At 70.5% G+C, this 25264-nt stretch carries 23 protein-coding genes; 20 read left to right on the top strand and 3 right to left on the bottom strand.

Features of this window, described 5'->3' with window-relative positions; genetic code table 11:
* Positions 1–14 precede the first annotated feature (14 nt).
* A complete protein-coding gene (locus ACIBK5_RS19715; protein WP_399021128.1) occupies positions 15–989 on the bottom strand; it encodes a RecB family exonuclease in 975 nt (324 codons plus the stop codon).
* A 199-nt stretch (positions 990–1188) separates the two neighbouring features.
* On the opposite strand from ACIBK5_RS19715, the gene ACIBK5_RS19710 reads away from it, so the two are divergent.
* The 3 genes from ACIBK5_RS19710 (at position 1189) to ACIBK5_RS19700 (ending at position 4784) form a co-directional block, all read left to right on the top strand.
* Positions 1189–2877, top strand: coding sequence for a site-2 protease family protein (locus ACIBK5_RS19710; RefSeq protein WP_399021126.1), 1689 nt, complete (start codon positions 1189–1191; stop codon positions 2875–2877).
* Positions 2878–2916: 39 nt separating this feature from the next.
* Complete coding sequence (locus ACIBK5_RS19705; protein WP_033311897.1) at positions 2917–3819, top strand: tRNA (adenine-N1)-methyltransferase; 903 nt, start codon at positions 2917–2919, stop codon at positions 3817–3819.
* A 383-nt stretch (positions 3820–4202) separates the two neighbouring features.
* Complete coding sequence (locus ACIBK5_RS19700) at positions 4203–4784, top strand: hypothetical protein (RefSeq protein WP_399021125.1); 582 nt, start codon at positions 4203–4205, stop codon at positions 4782–4784.
* Positions 4785–4843: 59 nt separating this feature from the next.
* Here the strand turns inward: ACIBK5_RS19700 and ACIBK5_RS19695 are convergent, their stop codons facing one another.
* Positions 4844–5149, bottom strand: a complete 306-nt coding sequence (locus ACIBK5_RS19695; RefSeq protein ID WP_382497846.1) for a ferredoxin — start codon at positions 5147–5149, stop codon at positions 4844–4846.
* 246 nt (positions 5150–5395) lie between these two features.
* Between ACIBK5_RS19695 and arc the strand changes: the two genes are divergently transcribed.
* The 5 genes from arc to prcA all read left to right on the top strand — a co-directional run bounded on the left by arc (position 5396) and on the right by prcA (position 11296).
* Complete coding sequence (arc, locus tag ACIBK5_RS19690) at positions 5396–7162, top strand: proteasome ATPase (protein WP_215122496.1); 1767 nt, start codon at positions 5396–5398, stop codon at positions 7160–7162.
* Between the two features lie 234 nt (positions 7163–7396).
* Positions 7397–8908 carry a depupylase/deamidase Dop gene (dop, locus tag ACIBK5_RS19685; protein ID WP_399021124.1) on the top strand — a complete coding sequence of 504 codons (1512 nt, stop codon included), beginning with the start codon at positions 7397–7399 and terminating at the stop codon, positions 8906–8908.
* 178 nt (positions 8909–9086) lie between these two features.
* On the top strand, positions 9087–9305 hold the full coding sequence (locus ACIBK5_RS19680; protein ID WP_019757212.1) for a ubiquitin-like protein Pup: 219 nt from the start codon (positions 9087–9089) through the stop codon (positions 9303–9305).
* Positions 9306–9640: 335 nt separating this feature from the next.
* Positions 9641–10486 carry a proteasome subunit beta gene (gene prcB / locus ACIBK5_RS19675; protein WP_399021123.1) on the top strand — a complete coding sequence of 282 codons (846 nt, stop codon included), beginning with the start codon at positions 9641–9643 and terminating at the stop codon, positions 10484–10486.
* Between the two features lie 60 nt (positions 10487–10546).
* On the top strand, positions 10547–11296 hold the full coding sequence (prcA, locus tag ACIBK5_RS19670) for a proteasome subunit alpha (protein ID WP_399021122.1): 750 nt from the start codon (positions 10547–10549) through the stop codon (positions 11294–11296).
* A gap of 263 nt (positions 11297–11559) precedes the next feature.
* Here prcA and ACIBK5_RS19665 read toward each other — a convergent pair whose 3' ends face one another.
* Positions 11560–12576 carry a LacI family DNA-binding transcriptional regulator gene (locus ACIBK5_RS19665; RefSeq protein ID WP_399021121.1) on the bottom strand — a complete coding sequence of 339 codons (1017 nt, stop codon included), beginning with the start codon at positions 12574–12576 and terminating at the stop codon, positions 11560–11562.
* Positions 12577–12665: 89 nt separating this feature from the next.
* On the opposite strand from ACIBK5_RS19665, the gene ACIBK5_RS19660 reads away from it, so the two are divergent.
* From ACIBK5_RS19660 to ACIBK5_RS19605, 12 genes are all read left to right on the top strand, one after another.
* Complete coding sequence (locus tag ACIBK5_RS19660) at positions 12666–13925, top strand: MFS transporter (protein WP_399021120.1); 1260 nt, start codon at positions 12666–12668, stop codon at positions 13923–13925.
* A 9-nt stretch (positions 13926–13934) separates the two neighbouring features.
* Positions 13935–15296, top strand: a complete 1362-nt coding sequence (pafA, locus tag ACIBK5_RS19655) for a Pup--protein ligase (RefSeq protein ID WP_391106859.1) — start codon at positions 13935–13937, stop codon at positions 15294–15296.
* A gap of 130 nt (positions 15297–15426) precedes the next feature.
* Positions 15427–16434 (top strand): FKBP-type peptidyl-prolyl cis-trans isomerase, encoded by a 1008-nt coding sequence (locus tag ACIBK5_RS19650; RefSeq protein WP_399021119.1) that lies wholly within the window; start codon positions 15427–15429, stop codon positions 16432–16434.
* A gap of 61 nt (positions 16435–16495) precedes the next feature.
* On the top strand, positions 16496–16867 hold the full coding sequence (locus ACIBK5_RS19645) for an FKBP-type peptidyl-prolyl cis-trans isomerase (protein ID WP_399021118.1): 372 nt from the start codon (positions 16496–16498) through the stop codon (positions 16865–16867).
* A 129-nt stretch (positions 16868–16996) separates the two neighbouring features.
* Positions 16997–17974, top strand: a complete 978-nt coding sequence (locus tag ACIBK5_RS19640; protein WP_399021117.1) for a helix-turn-helix transcriptional regulator — start codon at positions 16997–16999, stop codon at positions 17972–17974.
* An 18-nt stretch (positions 17975–17992) separates the two neighbouring features.
* Positions 17993–19087 carry a helix-turn-helix transcriptional regulator gene (locus ACIBK5_RS19635; protein WP_399021116.1) on the top strand — a complete coding sequence of 365 codons (1095 nt, stop codon included), beginning with the start codon at positions 17993–17995 and terminating at the stop codon, positions 19085–19087.
* A gap of 205 nt (positions 19088–19292) precedes the next feature.
* A complete protein-coding gene (locus tag ACIBK5_RS19630; protein ID WP_399021115.1) occupies positions 19293–19586 on the top strand; it encodes a hypothetical protein in 294 nt (97 codons plus the stop codon).
* 44 nt (positions 19587–19630) lie between these two features.
* Complete coding sequence (locus ACIBK5_RS19625) at positions 19631–19825, top strand: hypothetical protein (RefSeq protein ID WP_184597413.1); 195 nt, start codon at positions 19631–19633, stop codon at positions 19823–19825.
* A 259-nt stretch (positions 19826–20084) separates the two neighbouring features.
* Positions 20085–20369 carry a Sec-independent protein translocase subunit TatA gene (gene tatA, locus ACIBK5_RS19620; protein WP_399021114.1) on the top strand — a complete coding sequence of 95 codons (285 nt, stop codon included), beginning with the start codon at positions 20085–20087 and terminating at the stop codon, positions 20367–20369.
* 47 nt (positions 20370–20416) lie between these two features.
* Positions 20417–21379 carry a twin-arginine translocase subunit TatC gene (gene tatC, locus ACIBK5_RS19615; RefSeq protein ID WP_399021113.1) on the top strand — a complete coding sequence of 321 codons (963 nt, stop codon included), beginning with the start codon at positions 20417–20419 and terminating at the stop codon, positions 21377–21379.
* Between the two features lie 31 nt (positions 21380–21410).
* Positions 21411–22301 carry a diacylglycerol kinase gene (locus tag ACIBK5_RS19610; RefSeq protein ID WP_399021112.1) on the top strand — a complete coding sequence of 297 codons (891 nt, stop codon included), beginning with the start codon at positions 21411–21413 and terminating at the stop codon, positions 22299–22301.
* Positions 22302–22357: 56 nt separating this feature from the next.
* Positions 22358–25207 (top strand): DEAD/DEAH box helicase, encoded by a 2850-nt coding sequence (locus tag ACIBK5_RS19605; RefSeq protein WP_399021111.1) that lies wholly within the window; start codon positions 22358–22360, stop codon positions 25205–25207.
* Positions 25208–25264: the final 57 nt, after the last annotated feature.

The following is a 25264-nucleotide window of genomic DNA, read 5'->3' as shown; positions in this document are numbered from 1 at the left end:
GTAAGTCTCCTTCGCTAGTCCGGCCCCATTCTGCCCTGCGCGGGCCCGCCGGACTCCGCCGCCCTCACCGGCAACGGGTACGGCGGGGGAGTACCGCCGAACTCCGGGCAGTGGGCCTGGTGGTCGCACCAGCCGCACAGCTTCGTGGGGCGCGGCCGCCAGTCGCCCGTCTCCGTCGCCAGCCGGATCGCCTCCCACAGCGCCAGCAGCTTGCGCTCGACCCGCTCCAGGTCGGCGAGGACCGGGTCGTACGTCAGCACCTGACCGCTGCCCAGATACACCAGCTGGAGCCGCCGCGGCACCACGTTCTTCAGCCGCCAGACCACGAGGGCGTAGAACTTCATCTGGAACAGGGCGCCCTCGGAGTACTCGGGCCTGGGGGCCTTCCCCGTCTTGTAGTCGACGATCCGGACCTCGCCCGTGGGGGCCACGTCGACCCGGTCGATGATCCCGCGCAGCCGCAGCCCCGAGTCCAGCTCGGTCTCGACGAACAGCTCCCGTTCGGCCGGCTCCAGCCGGCTGGGGTCCTCCAGGGAGAACCAGCGCTCGACGAGCTGCTCCGCCTCGCCCAGCCAGCGCGCCAGCCGCTCGCCCTGCGGATCGTCGGCGAACAGCTCCACGACCTCCGGCCGCGACTCGCGCAGCCGGTCCCACTGGCCCGGGATCAGCGACTTCGCCCGGGGCGCCGTGCGCTCGGCCGCCGGGGCGTCGAAGAGCCGCTCCAGCACCGCGTGCACCAGCGTGCCCCGGGTCGCCGCCTCGCTGGGCTTCTCCGGCAGCCGGTCGATGACCCGGAAGCGGTAGAGCAGGGGGCACTGCATGAAGTCGCTCGCACGCGAGGGGGACAGCGCCGAGGGCGGTATGGCGGTGGGCGCGGTCACGGTCGTCGTCTCGATGGCCGCCTCCACGGACCCGGCGGGGACCGGCGGATCCACCGCCGCGGCAGGGCTGCTGTCGGGCTGCGCCGCGCCCTCGGTGCTCGTCTCCATGCCCCAGACCATACGGCCCGCCACTGACAGTGACCCAGCCGCGGCCGGGCCGTGTGCGGCGCCGGGAGCCGGGAAGGGAGGGGAGGGACGGGGAAACACAGGGGTGCCGGGGCGGAACGCACCTCGACGGACGCATACCATCGACTCGAGACCCTCCCGGCCGGCAGGCGCGGGAGACGCTTCGATCGAGGGGACACCGGTGGACGAGAGCGGCGGGCGCGGGCAGCCGCGGTCCGGCAACGACGAGTCGGCCGAGCGCCACGCAGGGGCACCGGCCCGGGCCACCGACCCGACCCCCGCCGACGAACAGCCCGCGGACGGACGGCGTTTCACCCCCGAGCGGCCCGACGACGCCCCGGCGGCAGGCCCCGCCCCGACGCAACCGACCGGACCCGAGGACGACTCCGCCGCGGACCAGGACTCCGGCGTGGCCGAAGGGGACCGTCGGTCACTGCGGAAGCCCGGCCCGGCGGGCGGGGAGGACTCCGCCGCGGGCCAGGACCCTGGCGTGGCCGAAGGGGACCGTCCGTCGTTGCGGAAGCCCGGCCCGGCGGGTGACTCCGCGACCGGCCAGAACGCCGGGGCAGCCCCGCCCCCGGGCCCCGGCGCCCCGGACCGCGGGCAGCAGCCCTCCGCCCCTGACCCGAACAGCCGTACCGAGCCCGCCGCGCCCGGCACCGGTGACCGCCCCCTCGCCCACTCCGCCGACGGCAAGGGCCCCGCCCCCCAGCGGCCGGAGCCCCGGGGCGGACTGCTCATGGGACGGCCCTTCGGGGTGCCCGTGTACGTCGCGCCCAGCTGGTTCCTCGTCGCCGCGCTGATCACCTGGGTGTTCGGCGGGCAGCTGGAGCGCGTCCTGCCCGAGCTCGGCGCCGCCCGGTACCTGGTCTCCCTGTTCTTCGCGGTCGCCTTCTACGCCTCCGTGCTCGTCCACGAACTGGCCCACACCGTCGCCGCCCTCAGATTCAAGCTCCCGGTCCGCCGCATCCAGCTCCAGTTCTTCGGTGGCGTCTCCGAGATCGAGAAGGAGGCCGAGACCCCCGGCCGGGAGTTCTGGCTCGCCTTCGTCGGCCCCCTGCTCTCCCTCGCCCTCGCCGGCGTCTTCTACGCCGCCATGCAGACCGTGGACCCCGGCACCGTCCCGGGCGTCCTGCTGGCCGGCCTGATGATCTCCAACCTCATCGTGGCCGCGTTCAACCTCCTGCCCGGCCTGCCCCTCGACGGCGGCCGCATGCTCCGCGCCGTCGTCTGGAAGATCACCGGCAAGCCGATGGCCGGCACCGTCGCCGCCGCCTGGATCGGCCGCGCCCTCGCCGTCTCGGTCCTCATCGGCCTGCCGCTGCTCACGCAGTCCGGCGCCCTCGGCTCCGACGCCGTCGACAACGTCGGCATGGACACCGTCCTGGACGCCCTGCTCGCCGCCATCCTCGCCGCGATCATCTGGACCGGCGCCGGCAACAGCCTGCGCATGGCCCGGCTGCGCGAGCACCTCCCCGAGCTGCGCGCCCGTGCGCTCACCCGCCGCGCCGTCCCCGTCGAGACCCACACCCCGCTCTCCGAGGCCCTGCGCCGAGCCAACACCGCCGGAGCCCGCGCCCTGGTCGTCGTCGACGCCGACGGCAAGCCCCTCTCGCTGGTCCGCGAGGCCGCCATCGTCGGCGTACCCGAACACCGCCGCCCCTGGGTCGCGGTCAGCGGCCTCGCCCAGGACCTCACCGACGGCATGCGCGTCTCCGCGGAACTGTCGGGCGAGGAACTCCTCGACGCCCTCAGGGCGACGCCCGCCACCGAGTACCTCGTCGTCGAGGAGACCGGCGAGATCTACGGCGTCCTGTCGGCGGCCGACGTGGAGCGGGCCTTCGTGAAGGCCATGGCGAGGCCCAGCTGAGTGGTCGGCGCCCCCTCCGGGGACCGGTAGGCTGTTCACATGTCCGAACCGACCGGTGCCGCCCGCAGGCGCGGGCCCTTCAAGGTCGGGGACCAGGTTCAGCTGACCGACCCCAAGGGCCGCCACTACACGTTCACGCTCGAGGCCGGGAAGAACTTCCACACCCACAAGGGTTCCTTCCCCCACGACGAACTGATCGGCGCACCCGAGGGCAGCGTTGTCCGCACCACCGGTAACGTCGCCTATCTCGCGCTGCGCCCCCTGCTCCCCGACTACGTCCTGTCCATGCCCCGCGGGGCAGCCGTCGTCTACCCGAAGGACGCGGGGCAGATCCTCGCCTTCGCCGACATCTTCCCCGGCGCTCGTGTCGTCGAGGCCGGCGTGGGCTCCGGCTCGCTCAGCAGCTTCCTGCTGCGCGCCATCGGCGACCAGGGCATGCTGCACAGCTACGAGCGCCGCGCGGACTTCGCCGAGATCGCCCAGGCGAACGTGGAGCGCTACTTCGGCGGCCCGCACCCCGCCTGGCAGCTCACCGTCGGTGACCTCCAGGACAACCTGTCCGACGCCGACGTGGACCGCGTCATCCTCGACATGCTCGCCCCCTGGGAGTGCCTGGAGGCCGTCTCCAAGGCGCTCGTCCCCGGCGGCATCCTGTGCTGCTACGTGGCGACCACCACCCAGCTCGCCCGGACCGTCGAGTCCATCCGCGAGATCGGCTGCTTCAACGAGCCGAGCGCCTGGGAGTCGATGATCCGCAACTGGCACATCGAGGGCCTGGCCGTCCGCCCGGACCACCGGATGATCGGCCACACCGGCTTCCTGCTCACCGCCCGCCGCCTCGCCGACGGCGTCGAGCCGCCCATGCGCCGCCGCCGCCCCGCCAAGGGCGCCTACGGTGAGGACTACGCGGGCCCCAACGCCGACGGCGGCTCCGGCCGCTGAGGCGACCCGCCGCCGCACCCAACGCACAGGCGCCGGGGGGGGGGGGGGGGGGGGGCCCCCCCCCCCCCCCCCCCCCCCCCCCCCCCCCCCCGCCTCTCCGTTGCCTCTTCCGTCGCCCCTGGTGGCCGCCGCGGGTGAACCATGGCGCTCATCGGTTGACCTGACAGAACACGACCACGGCCCGCCCCGTCGACACGATGCGCGGCGGCAGCGGCCCGCGCCGGAGCCGGTCCCCTGACACAGCGGCAGGAACCGTAACTCTTCTGACTTCCCCGGCACCGGACGCGCACACCCCGCCGTTCCCACGGGGTGTGACGTGTGGCACCATCTTGGCCATCCCCCCTTGGCCAACCCACCGGCACAGCCCTCAGGAGACACTCCTAGTGCAGCCTTCCGCCGTCCCGGAGCTCGCCCACACCCACACCCGCCCCATCCACTGGCTCGCCACCGCCACGGCCGTCGCCGGCGTCATGGCCCTCTCCTCGTTCCTGCAGCCGGGTGCGGCGACGGCGGCCCAGGCGGCCGCCCCCGAGACGAGAAGCGCACCGGCGGACCTCGCTCCGCCCGAACCGGCAGCGGTGACGTTCCCGATCGAGTGCGGCCCGGTGAAGGCCGTGGTGAAGAAGCGGGCTTCCGGAGACCTCGACGGCGACGGCTCCCCCGAGACGGTGGCCGTGGTCCACTGCGACTCCCCGATGGGCACCCCGCCGGACGGCGTCTACGTCCTCACCCGGGACGGCGACGGCGGCAAGCCGCGCGTGGTGGCGACCCTGCTCGCCCCCAAGGACGGCAACACCGTCGGTGACTTCGCCGTACGCCAGGGCGGCGCCGTCACGGCCACGCTCTTCGGCTACTCGTCGGCCGACGTGCCGCGTTGCTGCCCCGATGTGAAGAGCGACGTGAAATGGCGTTGGCAGAACGGCGCGTTCGTCCGCTCGACCCCGTCCGGCGCTCGCAGCGTGTGAGGCGTCCGCGCCGGTGCGTGTGAGATATCAGACAGCAGTGACGGGGTGTGCGGAAAAAGTCACTCTGCGTCCGGACCGTAGACCTCGGCCCTGTCCGAAACTCGACGTACGTGGATGCATTCGCCCGGACACTCCTTCGCGGAGTCGACCACGTCTGTGAGAAGCGGCAGCGGTACGGGCGTTGTGGCGCCCTTGTCCTGGAGCAGCTCGTCGTCGGCGCCCTTCACATAGGCCAGACCGTCGATGTCCAGCTCGAACACCTCGGGCGCGTACTGGGCGCAGATGCCGTCGCCAGTACACAGGTCCTGGTCGATCCAGACCTCCAGAGCCTCGCCGTCGACCCCGGCCTCCTGCTGCACGCTCATGTCTCCTGCCGTTTCATGCGTCGAGCCGTATCGGGAATCCGGCCAGCTCTGACGGGTGTTGAACGCTTCGACCCTACCTCCGGCTGGGTTCCATTCATGTTCGGTGGGTATTCCCCTGGCGTGAGGGAGAGCGCAAGGGTGAAGATCGGACACACCCCGACCGTCTTTGTGATCTAGGGGTTTCAATCGACACCCGCCCAGGTAGGGTCTGGAAGCGTCCAGCTCCCCTTGGAGGAGGTGAGGACCGTGGCAGCCCACGACGACGACATGAACCGCGGCATCCGCCCGGGACGCGGGTCCGACGACCCGGCCGGGCAGATCGCCTACCTTGAGCAGGAGATCGCCGTCCTGCGGCGCAAGCTCGCCGACTCTCCGCGGCACACGAGGATCCTCGAAGAGCGGATCGTCGAGCTGCAGACCAATCTGGCCGGCGTGTCCGCGCAGAACGAACGACTCGCCAACACGCTCCGTGAGGCCCGTGACCAGATCGTGGCCCTCAAGGAGGAGGTCGACCGGCTCGCGCAGCCGCCGGCCGGCTTCGGGGTCTTCCTGCAGGCGAACGAGGACGGCACCGCCGACATCTTCACCGGCGGCCGCAAGCTCAGGGTGAACGTCAGCCCCAGCGTCGAGCTCGACGAGCTCCGGCGCGGCCAGGAATTGATGCTCAACGAAGCGCTCAACGTGGTCGAGGCCATGGAGTACGAGAGCGTCGGAGACATCGTCACCCTCAAGGAGATCCTCGAGGACGGCGAGCGGGCCCTGGTGCTCGGGCACACCGACGAGGAGCGGGTGGTGCGGCTCGCCGAGCCGCTGCTGGACGTCACCATCCGCCCCGGCGACGCCCTCCTGCTCGAACCCCGCTCCGGCTATGTCTACGAGGTCGTGCCGAAGAGCGAGGTCGAGGAGCTCGTCCTCGAAGAGGTCCCCGACATCGGCTACGAGCAGATCGGCGGTCTCGGAGGACAGATCGAGGCCATCCGCGACGCGGTCGAGCTCCCGTATCTCTACCCGGACCTGTTCAAGGAGCACGAACTGCGGCCGCCGAAGGGTGTCCTGCTGTACGGGCCTCCCGGCTGCGGCAAGACCCTGATCGCCAAGGCCGTGGCCAACTCGCTGGCCAAGAAGGTCGCCGAGGTGACCGGCCAGGCCGCCGGCAAGAGCTTCTTCCTCAACATCAAGGGCCCGGAGCTGCTGAACAAGTACGTCGGTGAGACGGAGCGGCAGATCCGCCTCGTCTTCCAGCGGGCCCGTGAGAAGGCCAGCGAGGGCACGCCCGTCATCGTCTTCTTCGACGAGATGGAGTCCCTCTTCCGTACCCGTGGCTCCGGTGTCAGCTCGGACGTGGAGAACACCATCGTCCCGCAGCTCCTCGCCGAGATCGACGGTGTGGAGGGCCTGCAGAACGTGGTCGTGATCGGCGCCTCCAACCGTGAGGACATGATCGACCCCGCCATCCTGCGGCCCGGCCGGCTCGACGTGAAGATCAAGATCGAGCGTCCGGACGCCGAGGCGGCCAAGGACATCTTCGGCAAGTACCTCACCGAGCGCCTCCCGCTGCACGGCGACGACGTCGCCGAACACAGCGGCTCCAAGGCCTCCACGGTCCAGAGCATGATCCAGACAGCCGTCGAACAGATGTACGCCGAGTCCGAGGAGAACCGCTTCCTGGAGGTCACCTACGCCAACGGTGACAAGGAAGTCCTCTACTTCAAGGACTTCAATTCCGGCGCCATGATCGAGAACATCGTCGGCCGTGCCAAGAAGTCGGCGATCAAGGACTTCCTCGAGAAGAACCAGAAGGGTCTCCGCGTCTCCCACCTCCTCCAGGCCTGCGTGGACGAGTTCAAGGAGAACGAGGACCTGCCCAACACCACCAACCCGGACGACTGGGCCCGGATCTCCGGAAAGAAGGGCGAGCGGATCGTGTACATCCGTACGCTCATCACCGGAAAGCAGGGCGCGGACACCGGACGCTCCATCGACACGGTGGCGAACACCGGTCAGTACCTGTAAAAGGCAGGGCGGCTGCGGGTGCCCTCGGCGGGTACCCGCAGCCGACTGTTTTTCAGGCCACGGCTGGAGCAACGCAATGACGCAAATGATCTCCCCACCAGCGCAAAGGCGTTCTAGGCTCTTCCGTACCGCCGAGTCGCGCAGTGCGGGGACGGGCACCGCACACGCGACCGAGCGCCAGCGGTATCTGAGTGGCGCCCACGACCGAGGGTGCCGCCGGGCAAGGAGGGCCGCATGACCGTACGGCGAGTAATGGGCATCGAGACGGAGTACGGGATCTCCGTCCCCGGCCACCCCAACGCCAATGCCATGCTCACCTCGTCCCAGATCGTGAACGCCTACGCGGCTGCGATGCACCGGGCCCGCCGGGCTCGCTGGGACTTCGAGGAGGAGAACCCGCTGCGGGACGCGCGAGGCTTCGACCTCGCCCGCGAGGCCGCCGACTCCAGCCAGCTCACCGACGAGGACATCGGCCTGGCCAACGTGATCCTCACCAACGGTGCGCGGCTCTACGTCGACCACGCGCACCCCGAGTACAGCGCCCCCGAGGTGACCAACCCCCGGGACGCCGTCCTCTGGGACAAGGCCGGCGAGCGGATCATGGCCGAGGCCGCGGAGCGGGCCGCACAGCTGCCCGGTGCCCAGCCGATCCACCTGTACAAGAACAACACCGACAACAAGGGCGCGTCCTACGGCACGCACGAGAACTACCTGATGAAGCGGGAGACCCCCTTCTCGGACATCGTGCGCCATCTGACGCCGTTCTTCGTCTCCCGTCAGGTCTTCACCGGAGCGGGCCGCGTCGGTATCGGCCAGGACGGGCACGAGCACGGCTTCCAGCTCAGTCAGCGGGCCGACTACTTCGAGGTGGAGGTCGGCCTCGAGACGACGCTCAAGCGTCCGATCATCAACACCCGCGACGAGCCGCACGCGGACGCCGAGAAGTACCGCCGCCTGCATGTGATCATCGGCGACGCGAACCTCTCGGAGATCTCGACGTATCTGAAGCTGGGTACGACGGCTCTCGTCCTGTCGATGATCGAGGACGGCTTCATCGCGGTGGACCTCGCCGTCGACCAGCCCGTCCGCACGCTGCACCAGGTCTCGCACGACCCGTCGCTCAAGCATCTGGTCACACTCCGCAGCGGCCGGACGCTCACCGCGGTCCAGCTGCAGATGGAGTACTACGAGCTCGCCCGCAAGTACGTGGAGGAGCGGTTCGGAGCCGACGCCGACGACCAGACCAAGGACGTCCTGTCGCGGTGGGAGGACACCCTCACCCGTCTGGAGCACGACCCGATGAGCCTGGCCGGCGAGCTGGACTGGGTCGCCAAGCGGGAGCTCATGGAGGGCTACCGGCGCCGGGACAGCCTCGACTGGGACGCGGCGAGGCTGCACCTGGTCGACCTCCAGTACGCCGACGTGCGGCCCGAGAAGGGGCTGTACAACCGTCTGGTGGCCCGCGGGCGCATGAAGCGGCTGCTGACCGAGGCGGACATCGAGCGGGCCCGTACGGCGCCGCCTGAGGACACCCGCGCGTACTTCCGCGGGCGCTGCCTGGAGCAGTACGCGGACGACGTCGCGGCGGCCTCCTGGGACTCGGTGATCTTCGATCTGCCGGGCCGCGACTCCCTGCAGCGGGTTCCAACCCTGGAACCGCTTCGCGGAACGCGTAATCACGTCAAGGAGCTCCTGGACCGCTGCCGCACGGCGGAAGACCTGGTCAGGGTCCTGTCCGGCGGGTGATCGCGTTCATTGGGTACTCGGGAGGAGACGGCCGGGCGGGGTGGAAAATCCCAGGTCCGGGAATCATCGAGGTGGTCCCCGTACGTTGGAGCAACTGCGGGGCCATTGTCAGACCCGGCGAGTAGGGTCTGATCTTGACCGAGCAACTGTGTCGGGCGAACCGAGCGGGGTGAGGGATATGGCGACCAAGGACACCGGCGGCGGACAGCAGAAGGCCACCCGGTCCACCGAGGAGGTCGAGGAGCAGGCGGCGGAGACGCAGGCTTCGGAGGACCTCAAGGAGCGTCAGGAGAAGCTGAGCGACGACGTGGACTCGGTTCTGGACGAGATCGATGACGTCCTCGAGGAGAACGCCGAGGACTTCGTGCGCTCCTTCGTTCAAAAGGGTGGCCAGTAAGGCGCCTTTGCCTTCATTCCGAAGGTGAACGGGTCTGGGTGACGGACGGGCGGAGCGCGGAGCGCTGTGCGCGGGGCAGTGAGTGGCGTGACGCCTCCGTGTGCGGCGCTCCGGGCGTCGGTGGCGTCCGGAGCCCGGGTGCCCCCGCCGGTCGTGTGCGGCCGGCAAGTACGGCGTCGATCCGGTGGAGTTGGTCCCGCCGGACATGTGGATCACCGCCGAAGGACGGGTAGGGTCCGAGGCATACCGTGCCCCCGGTCGCAACCGGACCGGGGTTGTTCCAAGGATCGGCCCGACGTCACAGGGCGGGCTGTCGCATACGTGGAAGGAATCGCGTGGAAGCCAACACTCGTAGCACCGGGCGTCTACCAGCTGCCTTCCTGACGCCAGGGTCCTCCTCCTTCATGGACTTCCTGTCCGAGCACCAGCCGGAGATCCTGCCCGGCAACCGGCAACTGCCTCCCACCCAGGGTGTGATCGAGGCACCGCACGGGACCACGATCGTCGCCGTGACGTTCCCCGGGGGCGTCGTGCTGGCCGGTGACCGCCGGGCGACGATGGGCAACGTCATCGCGCAGCGGGACATCGAGAAGGTCTTCCCGGCCGACGAGTACTCCGCGGTGGGCATCGCCGGTACGGCGGGTCTGGCCGTGGAGATGGTGAAGCTGTTCCAGCTCGAGCTGGAACACTTCGAGAAGGTCGAGGGCGCGCAGCTGTCCCTGGAGGGCAAGGCGAACCGGCTGTCGACGATGATCCGCTCCAACCTCGGCATGGCCATGCAGGGCCTGGCCGTGGTGCCGCTGTTCGCGGGGTACGACATGGGCCGCGACAGGGGCCGGATCTTCTCGTACGACGTGACGGGCGGCCGCTCCGAGGAGACGAACTTCGCGGCCACCGGCTCGGGCTCGATCTTCGCGCGCGGCGCCATGAAGAAGCTCTTCCGCGACGACCTGAGCGAGGAAGAGGCCACGACCCTGGTCGTCCAGGCCCTGTACGACGCGGCCGACGACGACTCGGCGACGGGCGGTCCCGATGTCGCCCGCCGGATCTACCCGATCGTCACCGTGATCACCGAGGACGGCTTCCGCCGGCTCGCCGAGGAGGAGTCCTCCGAGATCGCCCGCTCGATCCTGGCCCGGCGCCTGGAGCAGCCGGACGGCCCGCGGGCCGCGCTGCTCTAGACAGCGGCCGTTTCTTGTCAGGGTGATCCAGTGACTTCCACAGAAAGGGACGGATAACCGGTGTCGACGCCGTTCTATGTTTCACCTCAGCAGCAGATGGCCGACCGGGCGGAGTACGCCCGCAAGGGCATCGCCCGTGGCCGCAGCCTGGTCGTGCTGCAGTTCGCCGACGGCATCGTGTTCGTCGGTGAGAACCCGTCCCGTGCGTTGCACAAGTTCAGCGAGATCTACGACCGGATCGGCTTCGCCGCCGCCGGCAAGTACAACGAGTACGAGAACCTGCGGATCGGTGGCGTGCGGTACGCCGACCTGCGGGGCTACACCTACGACCGCGATGACGTGACGGCCCGTGGCCTGGCCAACGTCTACGCGCAGACCCTGGGCACGATCTTCTCCTCCGCGGCCGAGAAGCCGTACGAGGTGGAGCTGGTGGTCGCCGAGGTGGGGGAGAGCCCGGAAGGTGACCAGCTCTACCGTCTCCCGCACGACGGCTCGATCGTGGACGAGCACGGCTCGGTCGCGGTGGGGGGCAACGCGGAGCAGATCAGCAGCTACCTGGACCAGCGTCACCGGGACGGTATGACGCTGGCCGAGGCCCTGAAGCTGGCGGTGCAGGCGCTGTCGCGCGACACCAACGGCAGTGAGCGGGAGATCCCCGCGGAGCGGCTCGAGGTGGCGGTGCTGGACCGTACGCGGCCGCAGAAGCGCAAGTTCAAGCGGATCGGCGGGCGTCAGCTGTCCCGGCTGTTGGGGGCGGAGGGGGACGGGGGCGCCGAGGAGACGGCGTCCGAGTCCGAGGACGCCGAGTAGTCCGGCTCGAATGTCACGTCGCGCGTCCCGGCCGTTGCACGGCCGGGGCGCGTTTTGCGTTTTGCGGTGGGTAGGGGGTCGGGGCCGTGTCGGGGGCGTCCTGCCCTAGCTGCGGGCATGCGTGCCGCTAGGGGCGGCACGGGTGGGCGCAGCGGCACCCCGCTCCGCCGGGCCGCGCAACGCCCCGGCCCAGCAGCGACGCCGCGCAACCCGTCGCGCCGGGCTGCGCATCCACCCCCGGCCCCCGCACCGGCGCCGAGCGGCTACGGCAGTCCTGGCGGTGCCGTAGAGCCCCGTACCACCAGCTGCACCGGGATGTCCCCGCCCTCGGGTGCGCGGCCCTCCATGACGGCCAGCAGGGCCCCCATACCCCGTTCTCCGAACAGCTCCGCGTCCAGACGGACCGTCGTCAGCTCCGGGTCGATCGCCGTGGCCAGGGCCAGATCGTCCAGGCCGGTGACCGAGACGTCGTCCGGGACGCGTAGGCCGAGACGGCGGATCGCCTTGTACGCGCCCGCGGCCAGTTTGTCGTCGTCGCAGACAAGGGCGGTGGGGCGCGGTCCGGGGAGCGAGAGGGCGGCCTCGGTGGCGGTCACGGCGCCCTCGATGGAGATCGGCGCGTGGGTCGTGCGGACCGACGTGCCGGGCACATCGCTCAGCCGGCTCGCCAGTTCCCGGGCCCGAACCTCGAAGGTCCAGGACGGTACGTCCGCCGCCAGATGGAGGAAGCGGCGGTGGCCCAGGGCCAGCAGGTGCTCCGTGATCTGGCGGACACCGTCGGCGATGTCCAGGTTCACGGTCGCCGCACCCAGGCTCCCCTCCGGATCGCTGTCCAGCATGACCAAGGGCAGCTGGTCCCCGCGGATCGCGGTGAGCGCGTCGGCGGCCATGGAGGAGGCGATCACGCCGTCCAGGGCGGCCTGGGCGGAGGCGAAGGGGTCGCGGGCCGGGCCGACCCCCTCGGGGGAGGGGTAGAGGACGACGCCGAACCCGTGCTCGGCGGCGACGCGGGCGGCGCCCGTGTAGACGCCCGCGAAGAACTCCGTGGTGAGGGCCGGGACCACCAGGAGAACCGTGCGGGTGCGGCCCAGGCGCAGGTTGCGGGCCGCGAGGTTCGGGCGGTAGCCCAGATCGCGGGCGGCCTCGCGGACTCGTTCCGCGGTGGCCTCCGAGACGCGGCCGCGCCACTTGTCGCCCAGAACCAGGGAGACCGCCGCCTGGGAGACGCCCGCGGCCTGGGCGACGTCCCGGCTCGTGGGGCGGGTGCTGCCTCGTGCCACCGTCGGGCCGCTCCTTCGTCTGGACTCGTGAACAGCGGACATGGTACGTATGAAACGTTGACGTTATACGTAAAACCTAGGGCGGGGACATGGCTACGGGATACCTGGAGATCCTTCGGGCGCGACACGCCGCCCGGCTGCTCGTCGGCACGCTCGTGGGCCGGCTGCCCAATGCCACCGGCGCCATCGCGATCCTGCTGTTCGTGCGAGCGGAGGGCGGTTCGTACAGCCTGGCGGGGGCGCTCGCGGGTGTGTACGGCGTCGCCAACGCCGTGGGGCAGCCGGTGCTGGGCAGGCTCGTGGACCTGCGCGGGCAGCCGCGCGTGCAGTTGCCGGCGGCTGTTCTTTCGGGGCTGGCGATGGCCGTGTTCGCCTTCGCCGGAATCGGGTCACTGGCGGTCGCGTATGCCGCCGTCGCGGCGGCGGGGCTCTTCACACCGCCCCTGGAGGGCGGGCTGCGGGCCCTGTGGTCGTCGGTTCTCCGGAAGGAGGACCAGGTGCACACCGCGTACGCCATGGACGCCGTGGCCCAGGAGGTGATGTTCACCGTCGGGCCGCTGCTCGTGACGCTGTGCGTGTCCCTGTGGTCGGCCCAGGTCGCGCTGCTGGTGCTGAACGTGGTCGGGGTGCTGGGAGCGCTGTCCGTGGTCGTCTCGCCGCCCTCGCGTGCCTGGCGGTCGGCGCCGCGGGAGGCGCACTGGCTGGGCGCGCTGCGTTCGGCGGGGCTGCTGGCGCTGCTCGCGGCGTTCCTGTTCATCGGGATGGCGCTCGGATCCATCACCGTCGCCTCGGTGCCCTACGCGGACGCGCACGGCGGCGACGCCGTGTACGGCTGGCTGATGGCGGCCCTGGGGTTCGGGGCGCTGGTCGGTGGCACCGTCTACGGGGCCCGGCAGTGGGCCGGTGAGCCCGCCCGGCGACTCCAGGTGCTGGTCGCCCTTCTGGTGGTGTGTTACCTGCCGCTGCTTCTCATGCCGGACGCGGTGCCCATGGTGGCGCTGACCGCGCTCGCCGGTGTCTTCCTGGCGCCCGCCATCGCCTGCGCGTTCGTCCTGGTCGACCGTCATGCCCCGCGCGGCACGGTCACCGAGGCGTTCTCCTGGCTGGTGACGACGTTCACCGTGGGCCACTCGGTCGGAGCGGGCGCGGCGGGGCCCGTCGTGGAGGCGGGCGGGGCCCTGTGGGGCTTCGCCGTGCCGGGTGCCGCGGGTGGCGTGTCCCTGCTGGTTTTGGCCGCCACAGGGCGGGTACTCGCAGCTCCCGGCGGGGGAGCGGTTGTTGTGTCCGGTTCGGAAAATGATCCAAACCGTGCCCCCGAACCCCGTTTCAGTTCAGGGGATCGGGCGTAATGTTCCCTCATGGACCGCCGCATTTTCGGGCTGGAGAACGAGTACGGCGTCACGTGCACGTTCAGGGGACAGCGCCGCCTGTCTCCTGACGAGGTGGCGCGGTACCTCTTCCGCCGTGTCGTGTCATGGGGCCGCAGCAGCAATGTCTTTCTGCGAAACGGCGCCCGCCTCTATCTCGACGTGGGCTCACATCCGGAATACGCCACACCGGAATGTGACAACGTGACCGAACTGGTCACCCACGACAAAGCGGGCGAGCGCATTCTCGAGGGACTCCTGGTGGACGCCGAACGACGCCTGCACGAGGAGGGAATCGCGGGCGACGTCTACCTCTTCAAGAACAACACCGATTCGGCGGGCAACTCCTACGGCTGCCACGAGAACTATCTGGTCGCCCGGCACGGGGAGTTCTCCCGGCTCGCGGACATTCTCATTCCGTTTCTGGTGACGAGGCAGCTGTTGTGCGGTGCAGGCAAGGTGCTGCAGACGCCGCGCGGGGCCGTCTACTGCGTCAGCCAGCGGGCCGAGCACATCTGGGAGGGCGTCTCCTCGGCGACGACCCGCTCCCGGCCGATCATCAACACGCGCGACGAGCCGCACGCGGACGCCGAGCGCTACCGCCGCCTGCACGTCATCGTGGGCGACTCCAACATGTCCGAGACGACCATGCTGCTCAAGGTCGGCGCCACCGACCTGGTGCTGCGCATGATCGAGGCGGGCACCGTGATGCGCGACCTGACCCTGGAGAACCCGATCCGGGCCATCCGCGAGGTCAGCCACGACATCACCGGCCGGCGCAAGGTGCGCCTGGCCAGTGGCCGCGAGGCCTCCGCCCTGGAGGTGCAGCGCGAGTACTACGAGAAGGCCGTGGACTTCTGCGAGCGCCGCGGCATCCGCACCGGCACCGTCGAGCAGGTCCTGGAGTTGTGGGGCCGCACGCTGGACGCGATCGAGGCCGAGGACCTCGACCGTATCGGCACCGAGATCGACTGGGTCATGAAGTACAAGCTCATCGAGCGGTACCGGGCCAAGAACAACATGACCATGTCGCACCCGCGGGTCGCGCAGATAGACCTCGCCTACCACGACATCCACCGCCGTCGTGGCCTGTACTACCTGCTCGAGAAGAAGGGTCAGGCGGCACGGATCTGCAACGACTTGAAGATCTTCGAGGGCAAGTCGGTTCCCCCGCAGACCACTCGGGCCCGGCTGCGCGGCGACTTCATCCGGCGCGCCCAGGAACAGCGCCGTGACTTCACGGTCGACTGGGTTCACCTCAAGCTCAACGACCAGGCTCAGCGCACCGTCTTGTGCAAGGACCCGTTCCGTTCGGTGGACGACCGGGTGGAGAAGCTGATCGCCGGAATGTGAGGAATTGCGCCGGCGGGGAAATAGCCGGAACGCCACACGGGCGCCGTACGTTACAAGTACGGCGCCCTGCTCACGCCGTAGAGTTGCGCGCACGCCATCAACGAGATCGATCGATTACGAGGCCCCCACAGTGCGCCGACGCTCACTTCTCATCTCTGTACCCGCAGGACTGGCCACACTCGCCGCATGCGGCGACGACAAGTCGGATTCGAGCAAGGCCAGCGACAGCCCTTCGCCCTCACCCTCGGCATCGGCCCCGTCCTCGGCGCCGCCGCCGAAGATCGTGGACGGCCCGCTGCCGGCGGTCACCGCGGGCACGAAGTTCGACGAGAAGCCGACGATCGCCAAGGGCAGCGGAGAGCCGTCGAAGCAGCTCGCGGTGAAGACGCTGATCACGGGCAGCGGCAAGACCGTCGCGGAGAACGACTTCGTCGTCGCGAACTACCTGGGCCAGGTCTGGAGCACCGCCAAGGTCTTCGACAACTCCTACGACCGCAAGACCCGCCTGGCCATCCAGCTCGCCCAGGGCCAGATCATCGACGGCTGGCGGTACGCGCTGGCCGGCAAGAAGGCCGGCAGCCGTGTCGAGATGGCCGTCCCGCCCACCTGGGGCTACGGCTCGCAGGGCAACCCGCAGGCGGGCATCAAGGGCACCGACACGCTGGTCTTCGTCGTCGACGTGCTGGACACGTTCAACTCCAAGAGCTCTGCCGACGGCGAGAAGGTCGCCCAGGACGACGCGGACCTGCCCAAGGTCGGCACCAACACCGACGGCAAGGCGCCCTCCATCGAGGTGCCCAAGGCGACCGCCCCGACGAAGCTCGTCGCGGAGTACGTCCTGGAGGGCGACGGCGACAAGGTCGCCGCCGACGACAGCGTCCTCGTGCAGTACAAGGGCGTGCTGTGGGACGGCGGCAAGGAGTTCGACTCCTCGTACGCCAACAAGCAGCTGGTGTCGTTCTCGCTCCAGCAGGTCGTCAAGGGCTGGGCACAGGGTCTGACCGGCAAGAAGGTCGGCAGCCGGGTCCTCATCGTCATCCCGCCGAAGCTGGGCTACGGCGACAACCCGCCGCAGGGCAGCGGCATCAAGAAGGACTCCACGCTGGTCTTTTCGGTGGACATCCTCGCGAAGCTCTGACGTGCGGGGGATGTAAGACTGTGCGTGTTCGCCATTTCGCAGACAAGCAGGAGCCAGAGACGTGAGCATCGACAAGCCCGAGATCGACTTCCCGGGCGGCGAGCCCCCGGCGGACCTCGAGATCAAGGACATCTGGGAGGGCGACGGCCCGGTCGCGCAGGCCGGCCAGACCGTCACCGTGCACTACGTGGGCGTCTCCTTCAGCACGGGTGAGGAGTTCGACGCCAGCTGGAACCGCGGCGCCCCGTTCCGCTTCCCGCTGGGCGGCGGCCGGGTCATCCAGGGCTGGGACCAGGGCGTCCAGGGCATGAAGGTCGGCGGCCGACGCCAGCTGACCATCCCCGCGCACCTCGCCTACGGCAACCAGAGCCCGTCCCCGCTGATCAAGCCGGGCGAGACGCTGATCTTCGTGGTCGACCTGCTCGGGGTCTGAGCAAGGATCGGACAGACTCGATCACGTGGGGCCCATGCCTGTTCGGGCATGGGCCCTCGGCTTTTGCCGTACCACCGTGTGGCGGTACGGTCATCGCTCGTAAGCACCATAGGGAGGCGAAGGGCGTCGATGGCCATTGCCAAGGCCGAGCGGCTGATGAATCTGGCGCTGTGTCTGCTCGGGACACGCCGGCCGCTCAGCAAGCGTGAGCTGCGCGACTCCATCGAGGCGTACGTCGAGGCCTTCGGACCGGGGAACGGCGCCACCGGCTCCGACGACTCCTTCAACCGCATGTTCGAGCGCGACAAGGACGACCTGCGCGAACTCGGACTCGTCATCGAGACCGTCGAGAGTCTCGAGGGCGAGATCGGCTATCTTGCCCGGCGTGACAGCAACCGCCTCCCGCCCATCACCCTGGACGCCGAGGAGGCCGCGGCCCTCGGGGTCGCCGCCAAGGTGTGGCAGCAGGCCCGGCTCGCCGGCGCGGCGAGCGGTGCCCTGCAGAAGCTGCGCGCGGCGGGCCTCCCCGAGGACGTCGACCCCTACGGGCCGCACGGCGCTCTGGAGCCGCGGATCCCCGTGCACGAGGCGGCGTTCGAGCCGCTGATGCTCGCCTGCCGTGACCGCCGCCCTGTCGTCTTCGACTACCGCAAGGCCACCGCCGCCCACCCCGAGCAGCGGCACGTGGAGCCATGGGCGCTCGAGTGCTGGCGGGGCCACTGGTACCTCGCGGGCTGGGACCGAGACCGGGGCGCCGAGCGGGTCTTCCGGCTCTCCCGGATCACCGGCAAGGTCCGCTCGCGCGGCGGCCGGTACACCGCTGACGTGCCGGATGTCGTCACCGTCCGTGAGACCGTCGCGGGCTGGGCGGGGGAGATCGCCGACCGCTCCGCCCGGATCCGGCTGCGCTCCGGCGCGGGGTACCCCCTTAGGGCGAAGGCCACCGCCGTACGGGAACTCGGCGACGGCTGGGACGAGTTGGAGATTCCGTACGGTCACGGGCTGGACGCCTGGCTGGTGGAGTTCGGGCCGGACGTGGTCGTCCTGGAGCCCGCCGAGCTGCGGGCAGACGTGGTGGACCGGCTGCGGGCCGTGGCCAAGGGCTGAGGGGGAGCGGACGAGACAGTGGCAGGTAAACCGGTCAGGCCCGTGAACGCCATCGACCAGACCCGGCGGATGCTCTCGCTGGTGACGTACCTCAAGGAGCGCCCCGGCGCCCGGGTCGAGGACGTCGCGCGCGCCTTCGGCATCACCGAGGACGAGCTGGTCTCCGACCTCGACGTGCTGCCCATGTGCGGCACCAGCTTCCGCGGCGGCGATCTGCTCGACATCGACACCGACGGCGAGCGCATCTGGTGGCACAACCCAGCCGCCCTGGCAGCAGAAGCCGCCGAGCCGCTCAGGCTCGCCGCCGACGAGGCCACCGCCCTGCTCGTCGCCGCCCGGGCCGTGGCCACGCTGCCCGGACTGCGGGAGAGCGACCGCCAGGCGCTGCTGCGGGCGACGGCCAAGGTGGAGACCGCGGCCGGCGAGACGGCGGGCGCCAGCTCACGCCTGTCGGTGACCTTCGAGTCCGAGGGCGGCGTCTTCGCGGACGTCGACCGCGCGATCGCGGAGCGCCGCCGCCTGTGGATCCGCTACTACTCGCCCGCGCGCGACGAGGTCACCGAGCGGGAGATCGACCCCATCCGCCTGGTCAGCGTCGGGCACACCTATGTCGAGGCCTGGTGCCGGCGCTCCGAGGCGCGCCGCACGTTCCGGCTCGACCGGGTCGCCGAGATCAAGATCCTGGACGAGCCCTCGGCGCCGCCGGAGATCGAGCTGCGGGACCTGTCGGAGGCCCTGGTGCAGCCCGCGGCCGAGGACCCGGAGGTCGTGGTCGAGGTCGGACCCGGCGGCCGCTGGGTCGCCGAGTACTACCCGCACGACAGTGCGGAGGAGCTCGCGGACGGCGGGCTGCGGATCACTCTGCGGACCCCCGACCCCGCGTCGCTGAGGCGCCTGGCGCTGCGGCTCGGGCGGGAGGGCCGGATCGTGTCGCCGCCGGAGCTGGCCGCCAGCGCCCGGCAGGCTGCGCGCGAGGCACTGGCCGCCTACGACGGGATCGAGGCGGTCGAGGCGGGAGGCGCGGCGGACTCCGACTCCGCCGAGGCGCCCGGGCCGCAGCCGGTGTCCGCGGCGCCCACGGCACCGGACGGGCCGGACGGCGGACGCGCGTGAGCCGTCGCGGCCTGCGGTACCGCCGGGCGCTCGGACACGGGCTCCCGGTGTGCCACGTCGGCGCCGCCTCGGCCCGGCCGGGAACGGGCACACCCCCGGACCGGGCGGCTTCGCCTCGAGCAGGGGCGGACCGGGCCGCGAGACCGGCCGTATCCGGTCCTGCCGCCCCGGCAGGGGAACGACCCCAGAATGAGGAGCCAGGCCTGTGAGCGAGTCGGCGACGCCCGGTGCGCGCGGTATGACGGTGGAGTCCGCGTTCGCCGGGATGACGAGCGTGTCCCCGGTGGTCTTCAGGGCGGGCTGCCCGGACTGCCGGGAGCGCTTCGAACTCACCGCCGGGGCCCTGCGCCTCGCCATCGGCGCCACCAGCCGCACCACCTTCTACTCCTTCACCTGCCCGGAGTGCGGCGCGTCCGTCCGCAAGCCCGCGGGGGAGCGGATCGTGGAGCTGCTCACCGGCGGTGGCGTGCGGACCCTGCGGCTCGCTCCGACCCACTGAGGGTCTGGGCGTCCGCCCCTCCTGGAGGGTCTAGGCTCGACGGCATGTTCTGGCCGATGTTCGCGGTTGCCGTGGGGTTCGTGGGTCTCGCCGTGCTCGGGGTGCTCGCCGTCCGGGTCTTCGTGGAGGCACAGCGCCTGGGCAGGCAGGTCACGGACTCCGCGCGCCGTATCAACCGGGCCGCCGAGGACCTGGAGCGGGCCGCGGGGAGCGCGGCCCGGTCCGTGGACGCCCTGTGAGTCGTTCGGCAGGCGGCTGTGAGTCGCGCTTTGGGGCACTTCGCCCTGTCATCTCCGCGGTTCGGACAGGTACTCTGCTGGTCGCGGCCCGGTTAACGAGGCACTGGCCGCGGACGGGAGTACGCACAGGAGATGCAGAGGGATTGCCCCGCGTTTACCCCTGAGCGTTACGATCGCTGTCAACACGATCGTTCGGACATATGTCCGACCGGTCGGACAGCACCGCACCCCAGCCGCCTCGGTGAGAAGGTAAAGACTTATGTTCGGAAGGCTCGGAGCCCCCGAGATCATTCTCATCCTCGTCGTCATCATCCTGCTGTTCGGCGCGAAGAAGCTTCCGGACATGGCTCGGTCGCTCGGCAAGTCCGCCCGCATCCTCAAGAGCGAGGCCAAGGCGATGAAGGACGAGAGCAAGTCGTCCACGACCCCGGCCGGCCCGCCCAACAACGACGAGCAGCCCTCGCAGCGCACCATCCAGGCTTCTCCCGGTGATGTGACCAGCTCGCGTCCGGTCAACGAGCCCACGGACACGACCAAGCGCTGAAGCCGGGCCGGTGACCTCCGGCCCGCCGCACGAGATGGGAACGTGGGTTGCTGAAGTCTGCCCGCAAGCAGGAGAAGGATCCCGAGGGGCGGATGCCCCTCGCGGAGCACCTTCGCGAGCTCCGCAACCGGCTCGCCAAGGCGATGCTGGCGATCGTCGTCATCACGGTCGCCGCCGCCTTCTTCTACAACGACATCATCAACTTGATCACCAAGCCGATCCTCGACTCGGTCGGCTGTGACAAGACCTTCGAGGAACTGGCCGCGTCGCGGGCGTCCTCCAAGCCGTGTGCGCAGATCACCATCAACGGTCTGATCACCCCCTTCACGCTGGCGCTGAAGGTGTCCCTGATGGCCGGTGTCGTACTGGCCTCGCCGGTCTGGCTCTACCAGCTGTGGGCCTTCGTCGCGCCGGGCCTGCACCGGCACGAGAGGAAGTACGCGTACGCCTTCGTGGCCACGGGTGCCCCGCTGTTCATCATCGGCGCCTACTTCGCCTACACGGTGCTTCCCACCACGGCGAAGGTGCTCCTCGAGTTCACCCCGGGCGGTACGTCCAACCTCCTTCCGCTGGACGACCTGCTCGACCTGGTCATGCGGATGGTGCTCGTCTTCGGCCTCTCGTTCGAGCTGCCCCTGCTGCTGGTCATGCTCAATCTCACCGGAGCACTCACCGGCAAGCGCATGCTCGGCTGGTGGCGCGGCATGATCATGGGCATCACGGTCTTCGCGGCCATCGCCACTCCCAGCACCGACCCGCTGACCATGCTGATGCTCGCCGGGCCGATCTGGATCCTGTACTTCGCGGCCGTCGGCTTCTCCCTGCTCAACGACCGCCGTCGCAGCCGTCGCGAGGCCCTGGGCCCCGACGACGACGAGGCCTCCGAGCTGGACCTCACGCCCGACGACATCGGCGAGATCGAACCCGTGACCACCGGCCGGGCCGCGCTGCCCGAGCAGGCGAGTTCGGACCGCTCGGACCGGGTCAACGGTTATGACGACGTGACCTGAAGATCGCCGGGCAGCTCATAGGGTCGGTCGCGTGACCAGCGAGATCACCCTCTTCGTCAACCCCACCGCGGGCCGCGGCCGGGGCGCCCGCGCGGCGCAGCCGGCCGCTTCCGCTTTGCGGGTGGCCGGTTTCTCGGTGCGTACGGTGCTCGGGGAGGATGCCGCGGACGCCCTCACCCGTGCCCGTGCCGCCGTCGAGGGCGGTACCGGAGCGCTGATAGCCGTCGGCGGTGACGGCATGGCCAACCTGGCGCTGCAGGTGGTCGCGGGCACCGGCGTTCCGCTCGGTCTGGTCGCCGTCGGCACCGGCAACGACTTCGCCCGTGCCCTCGGCCTGCCCGTGCGCGAGCCGGCCGCCGCGGGCCGCATGATCGCCGACGCCCTCAAGTGCGGCCGCATCCACGACGTCGACCTCGGTCAGGTGGGGGACCGCTGGTTCGGCACGGTCCTCGCCTCCGGCTTCGACTCCCGCGTCAACGACCGCGGCAACCGCATGCGGTGGCCCGTCGGCCGCTTCAAGTACGACCTGGCGATGATCACCGAACTCGCCGCGTTCCGGCCCGTCCCGTACCGGATCCGGCTCGACGACGGCGAGGTCCGTGAGGTCGAGGCGACCCTGGTGGCCGTCGGCAACGGCTCGTCCTACGGCGGCGGTATGCGGATCTGCCCCGGCGCCGACCTCACCGACGGGCTGTTCGACATCACGGTGGTCGGGGACTGCAGCCGTACGACGTTGCTGCGGGTGTTCCCGAGGGTGTACCGGGGGACCCACGCCGAGCATCCGGCCGTGACCGTGCTGCGGGCGGCCCGGGTCGAGATCGCCGCCGACGGGATCACCGGGTACGCGGACGGGGAACCGCTCGGCCCGCTGCCGCTGAGCGCGCGCTGCGTGCGCGGGGGCGTGCGCGTCGTCGGCCCCTGAGCCGCGCTGCCCCTGAACTGCGCCGATCCCCGGTTTCACAGGAACGGATCCGGATAATGATCGTCCTGTTGTCAGTGCGGCCCGGTACGCTCGAAAGCACGATGACAGAGGACCTCTCACCGGCCGAGCGGTACGCGGCAGCCCGCAAGCGTGCTGTCGAGCAGGCCACCGCGCTCGCCTCCTTCCGCGAGATGTACGACTTCGGCCTCGATCCCTTCCAGATCGAGGCCTGCCAGGCGCTCGAGGCGGGGAAGGGCGTCCTGGTCGCCGCACCCACCGGCTCGGGCAAGACGATCGTGGGCGAGTTCGCCGTCCACCTCGCTCTCCAGCAGGGCAAGAAGTGCTTCTACACGACACCCATCAAGGCGCTGTCGAACCAGAAGTACGCCGACCTGTGCCGCCGCTACGGCACGGACAAGGTGGGCCTGCTCACCGGCGACAACAGCGTCAACTCCGACGCCCCGGTGGTCGTGATGACCACCGAGGTGCTGCGGAACATGCTGTACGCCGGTTCGCAGACCCTCCTGGGCCTCGGCCACGTGGTCATGGACGAGGTGCACTACCTCTCCGACCGGTTCCGGGGCGCCGTGTGGGAAGAAGTGATCATCCACCTTCCCGAGTCGGTCACGCTCGTGTCGCTGTCGGCGACCGTGTCGAACGCCGAGGAGTTCGGCGACTGGCTCGACACCGTCCGCGGTGACACCGAGGTGATCGTCTCCGAGCACCGGCCCGTGCCGCTGTTCCAGCACGTGCTCGCCGGGCGGCGGATGTACGACCTGTTCGAGGAGGGCGAGGGCCACAAGAAGGCCGTCAACCCCGACCTCACGCGCATGGCGCGCATGGAGGCGAGCCGGCCGTCGTACCAGGACCGCCGGCGCGGGCGGTCCATGCGCGAGGCCGACCGCGAGCGCGACCGCAGACAGCGCTCCCGGGTGTGGACACCGAGCCGGCCCGAGGTCATCGAACGGCTCGACGCCGAGGGGCTGCTGCCCGCCATCACCTTCATCTTCAGCCGCGCCGCCTGCGAGGCCGCCGTCCAGCAGTGCCTGTACGCGGGCCTCCGGCTCAACGACGACGAGGCGCGCCAGCGGGTACGCGCGCTGGTCGAGGAGCGCACGGCGTCCATCCCGACCGAGGACCTGCACGTCCTCGGCTACTACGAGTGGCTGGAGGGCCTGGAGCGCGGCATCGCCGCCCACCACGCGGGCATGCTGCCGACCTTCAAGGAGGTCGTCGAGGAACTGTTCGTACGCGGCCTGGTCAAGGCCGTCTTCGCGACCGAGACCCTCGCCCTGGGCATCAACATGCCCGCCCGCTCGGTGGTGCTGGAGAAGCTCGTCAAGTGGAACGGCGAGCAGCACGCGGACATCACCCCGGGCGAGTACACGCAGTTGACGGGGCGTGCGGGGCGGCGCGGCATCGATGTCGAGGGCCACGCCGTGGTGCTCTGGCAGCGCGGCTCCAGCCCCGAGCACCTGGCGGGCCTGGCCGGCACCCGCACGTATCCGCTGCGCTCCAGCTTCAGGCCGTCGTACAACATGGCGGTCAACCTGGTCGAGCAGTTCGGCCGGCACCGTTCGCGCGAGCTGCTGGAGACGTCCTTCGCGCAGTTCCAGGCGGACAAGTCGGTCGTCGGTATCTCCCGCCAGGTACAGCGCAACGAGGAGGGCCTCGAGGGCTACAAGGCCTCCATGACCTGCCACCTCGGGGACTTCGAGGAGTACGCGAGGCTGCGCCGCGAGCTGAAGGACCGTGAGAACGACCTGGCCCGGCAGGGCGCGGCACAGCGGCGCGCCGAGGCCGCCGTCGCGCTGGAGAAGCTCAAGCCCGGAGACGTCATCCACGTGCCCACCGGCAAGTACGCGGGGCTGGCGCTGGTGCTGGACCCGGGCCTGCCCGCGGGCCGTTCGAACGGCCACCGGGGTTTCGAGCACCACGACGGGCCGCGCCCGCTGGTGCTGACCGCCGAGCGGCAGGTGAAGCGGCTGGCGTCCATGGACTTCCCGGTGCCGGTCGAGCCGTTGGAGCGGATGCGGATCCCGAAGTCCTTCAACCCGCGCTCCCCGCAGTCCCGTCGGGACCTCGCGTCCGCGCTGCGCACCAAGGCCGGGCACATCCCGGCAGACCGGCACCGCAAGCGGCGCTCCCAGGCGGCCGACGACCGCGAGATCGCCCGGCTGCGGACCGAGCTGCGCGCACATCCCTGCCACGGGTGCGACGACCGTGAGGACCACGCCCGTTGGGCCGAGCGCTACCACCGGCTGCTGCGGGACACCTCACAGCTGGAGCGGCGGATCGAGGGCCGTACGAACACGATCGCACGGACTTTCGACCGCATCGTCGCGCTGCTGACCGAGCTCGACTATCTGCGCGCCGACGAGGTCACCGAGCACGGCAAGCGGCTCGCGCGGCTCTACGGCGAGCTGGACCTGCTCGCCAGCGAGTGCCTGCGCGAGGGCGTCTGGGAGGGGCTCGGCCCGGCCGAACTGGCGGGCTGTGTCTCGGCGTTGGTGTACGAGGCGCGCGCGGCGGACGACGCGATGGCGCCGAAGCTGCCGTCGGGGAAGGCCAAGGCCGCGCTGGGCGAGATGGTGCGGATCTGGGGGCGGCTGGACGCGCTGGAGGAGGAGTTCCGGATCACCCAGACCGAGGGTGTCGGACAGCGTGAGCCGGACCTGGGGTTCGCCTGGGCCGCGTACATGTGGGCCTCCGGGTCGGGGCTCGACGAGGTGCTGCGCGAGGCGGAGATGCCGGCGGGGGACTTCGTGCGGTGGTGCAAGCAGGTCATCGACGTGCTGGGGCAGATCGCGGCGGCGGCGCCGCAGGGGTCTTCCGTGGTGAAGAACGCGCGTAAGGCTGTTGATCTGTTGCTGCGGGGAGTTGTCGCCTACTCGTCGGTGGGGTGATCGTCGCTGCGCGGGTGCCGGTTGTGTGTGGTTGCTCGCGCAGTTCCCCGCGCCCCT

Origin of the sequence: Streptomyces sp. NPDC050546 (genome assembly GCF_044457425.1) — a bacterium.
Taxonomy (GTDB): domain Bacteria; phylum Actinomycetota; class Actinomycetes; order Streptomycetales; family Streptomycetaceae; genus Streptomyces.
Note: the sequence above shows the minus strand (reverse complement) of the source record. Positions and strands in the feature narration are given on the sequence as shown.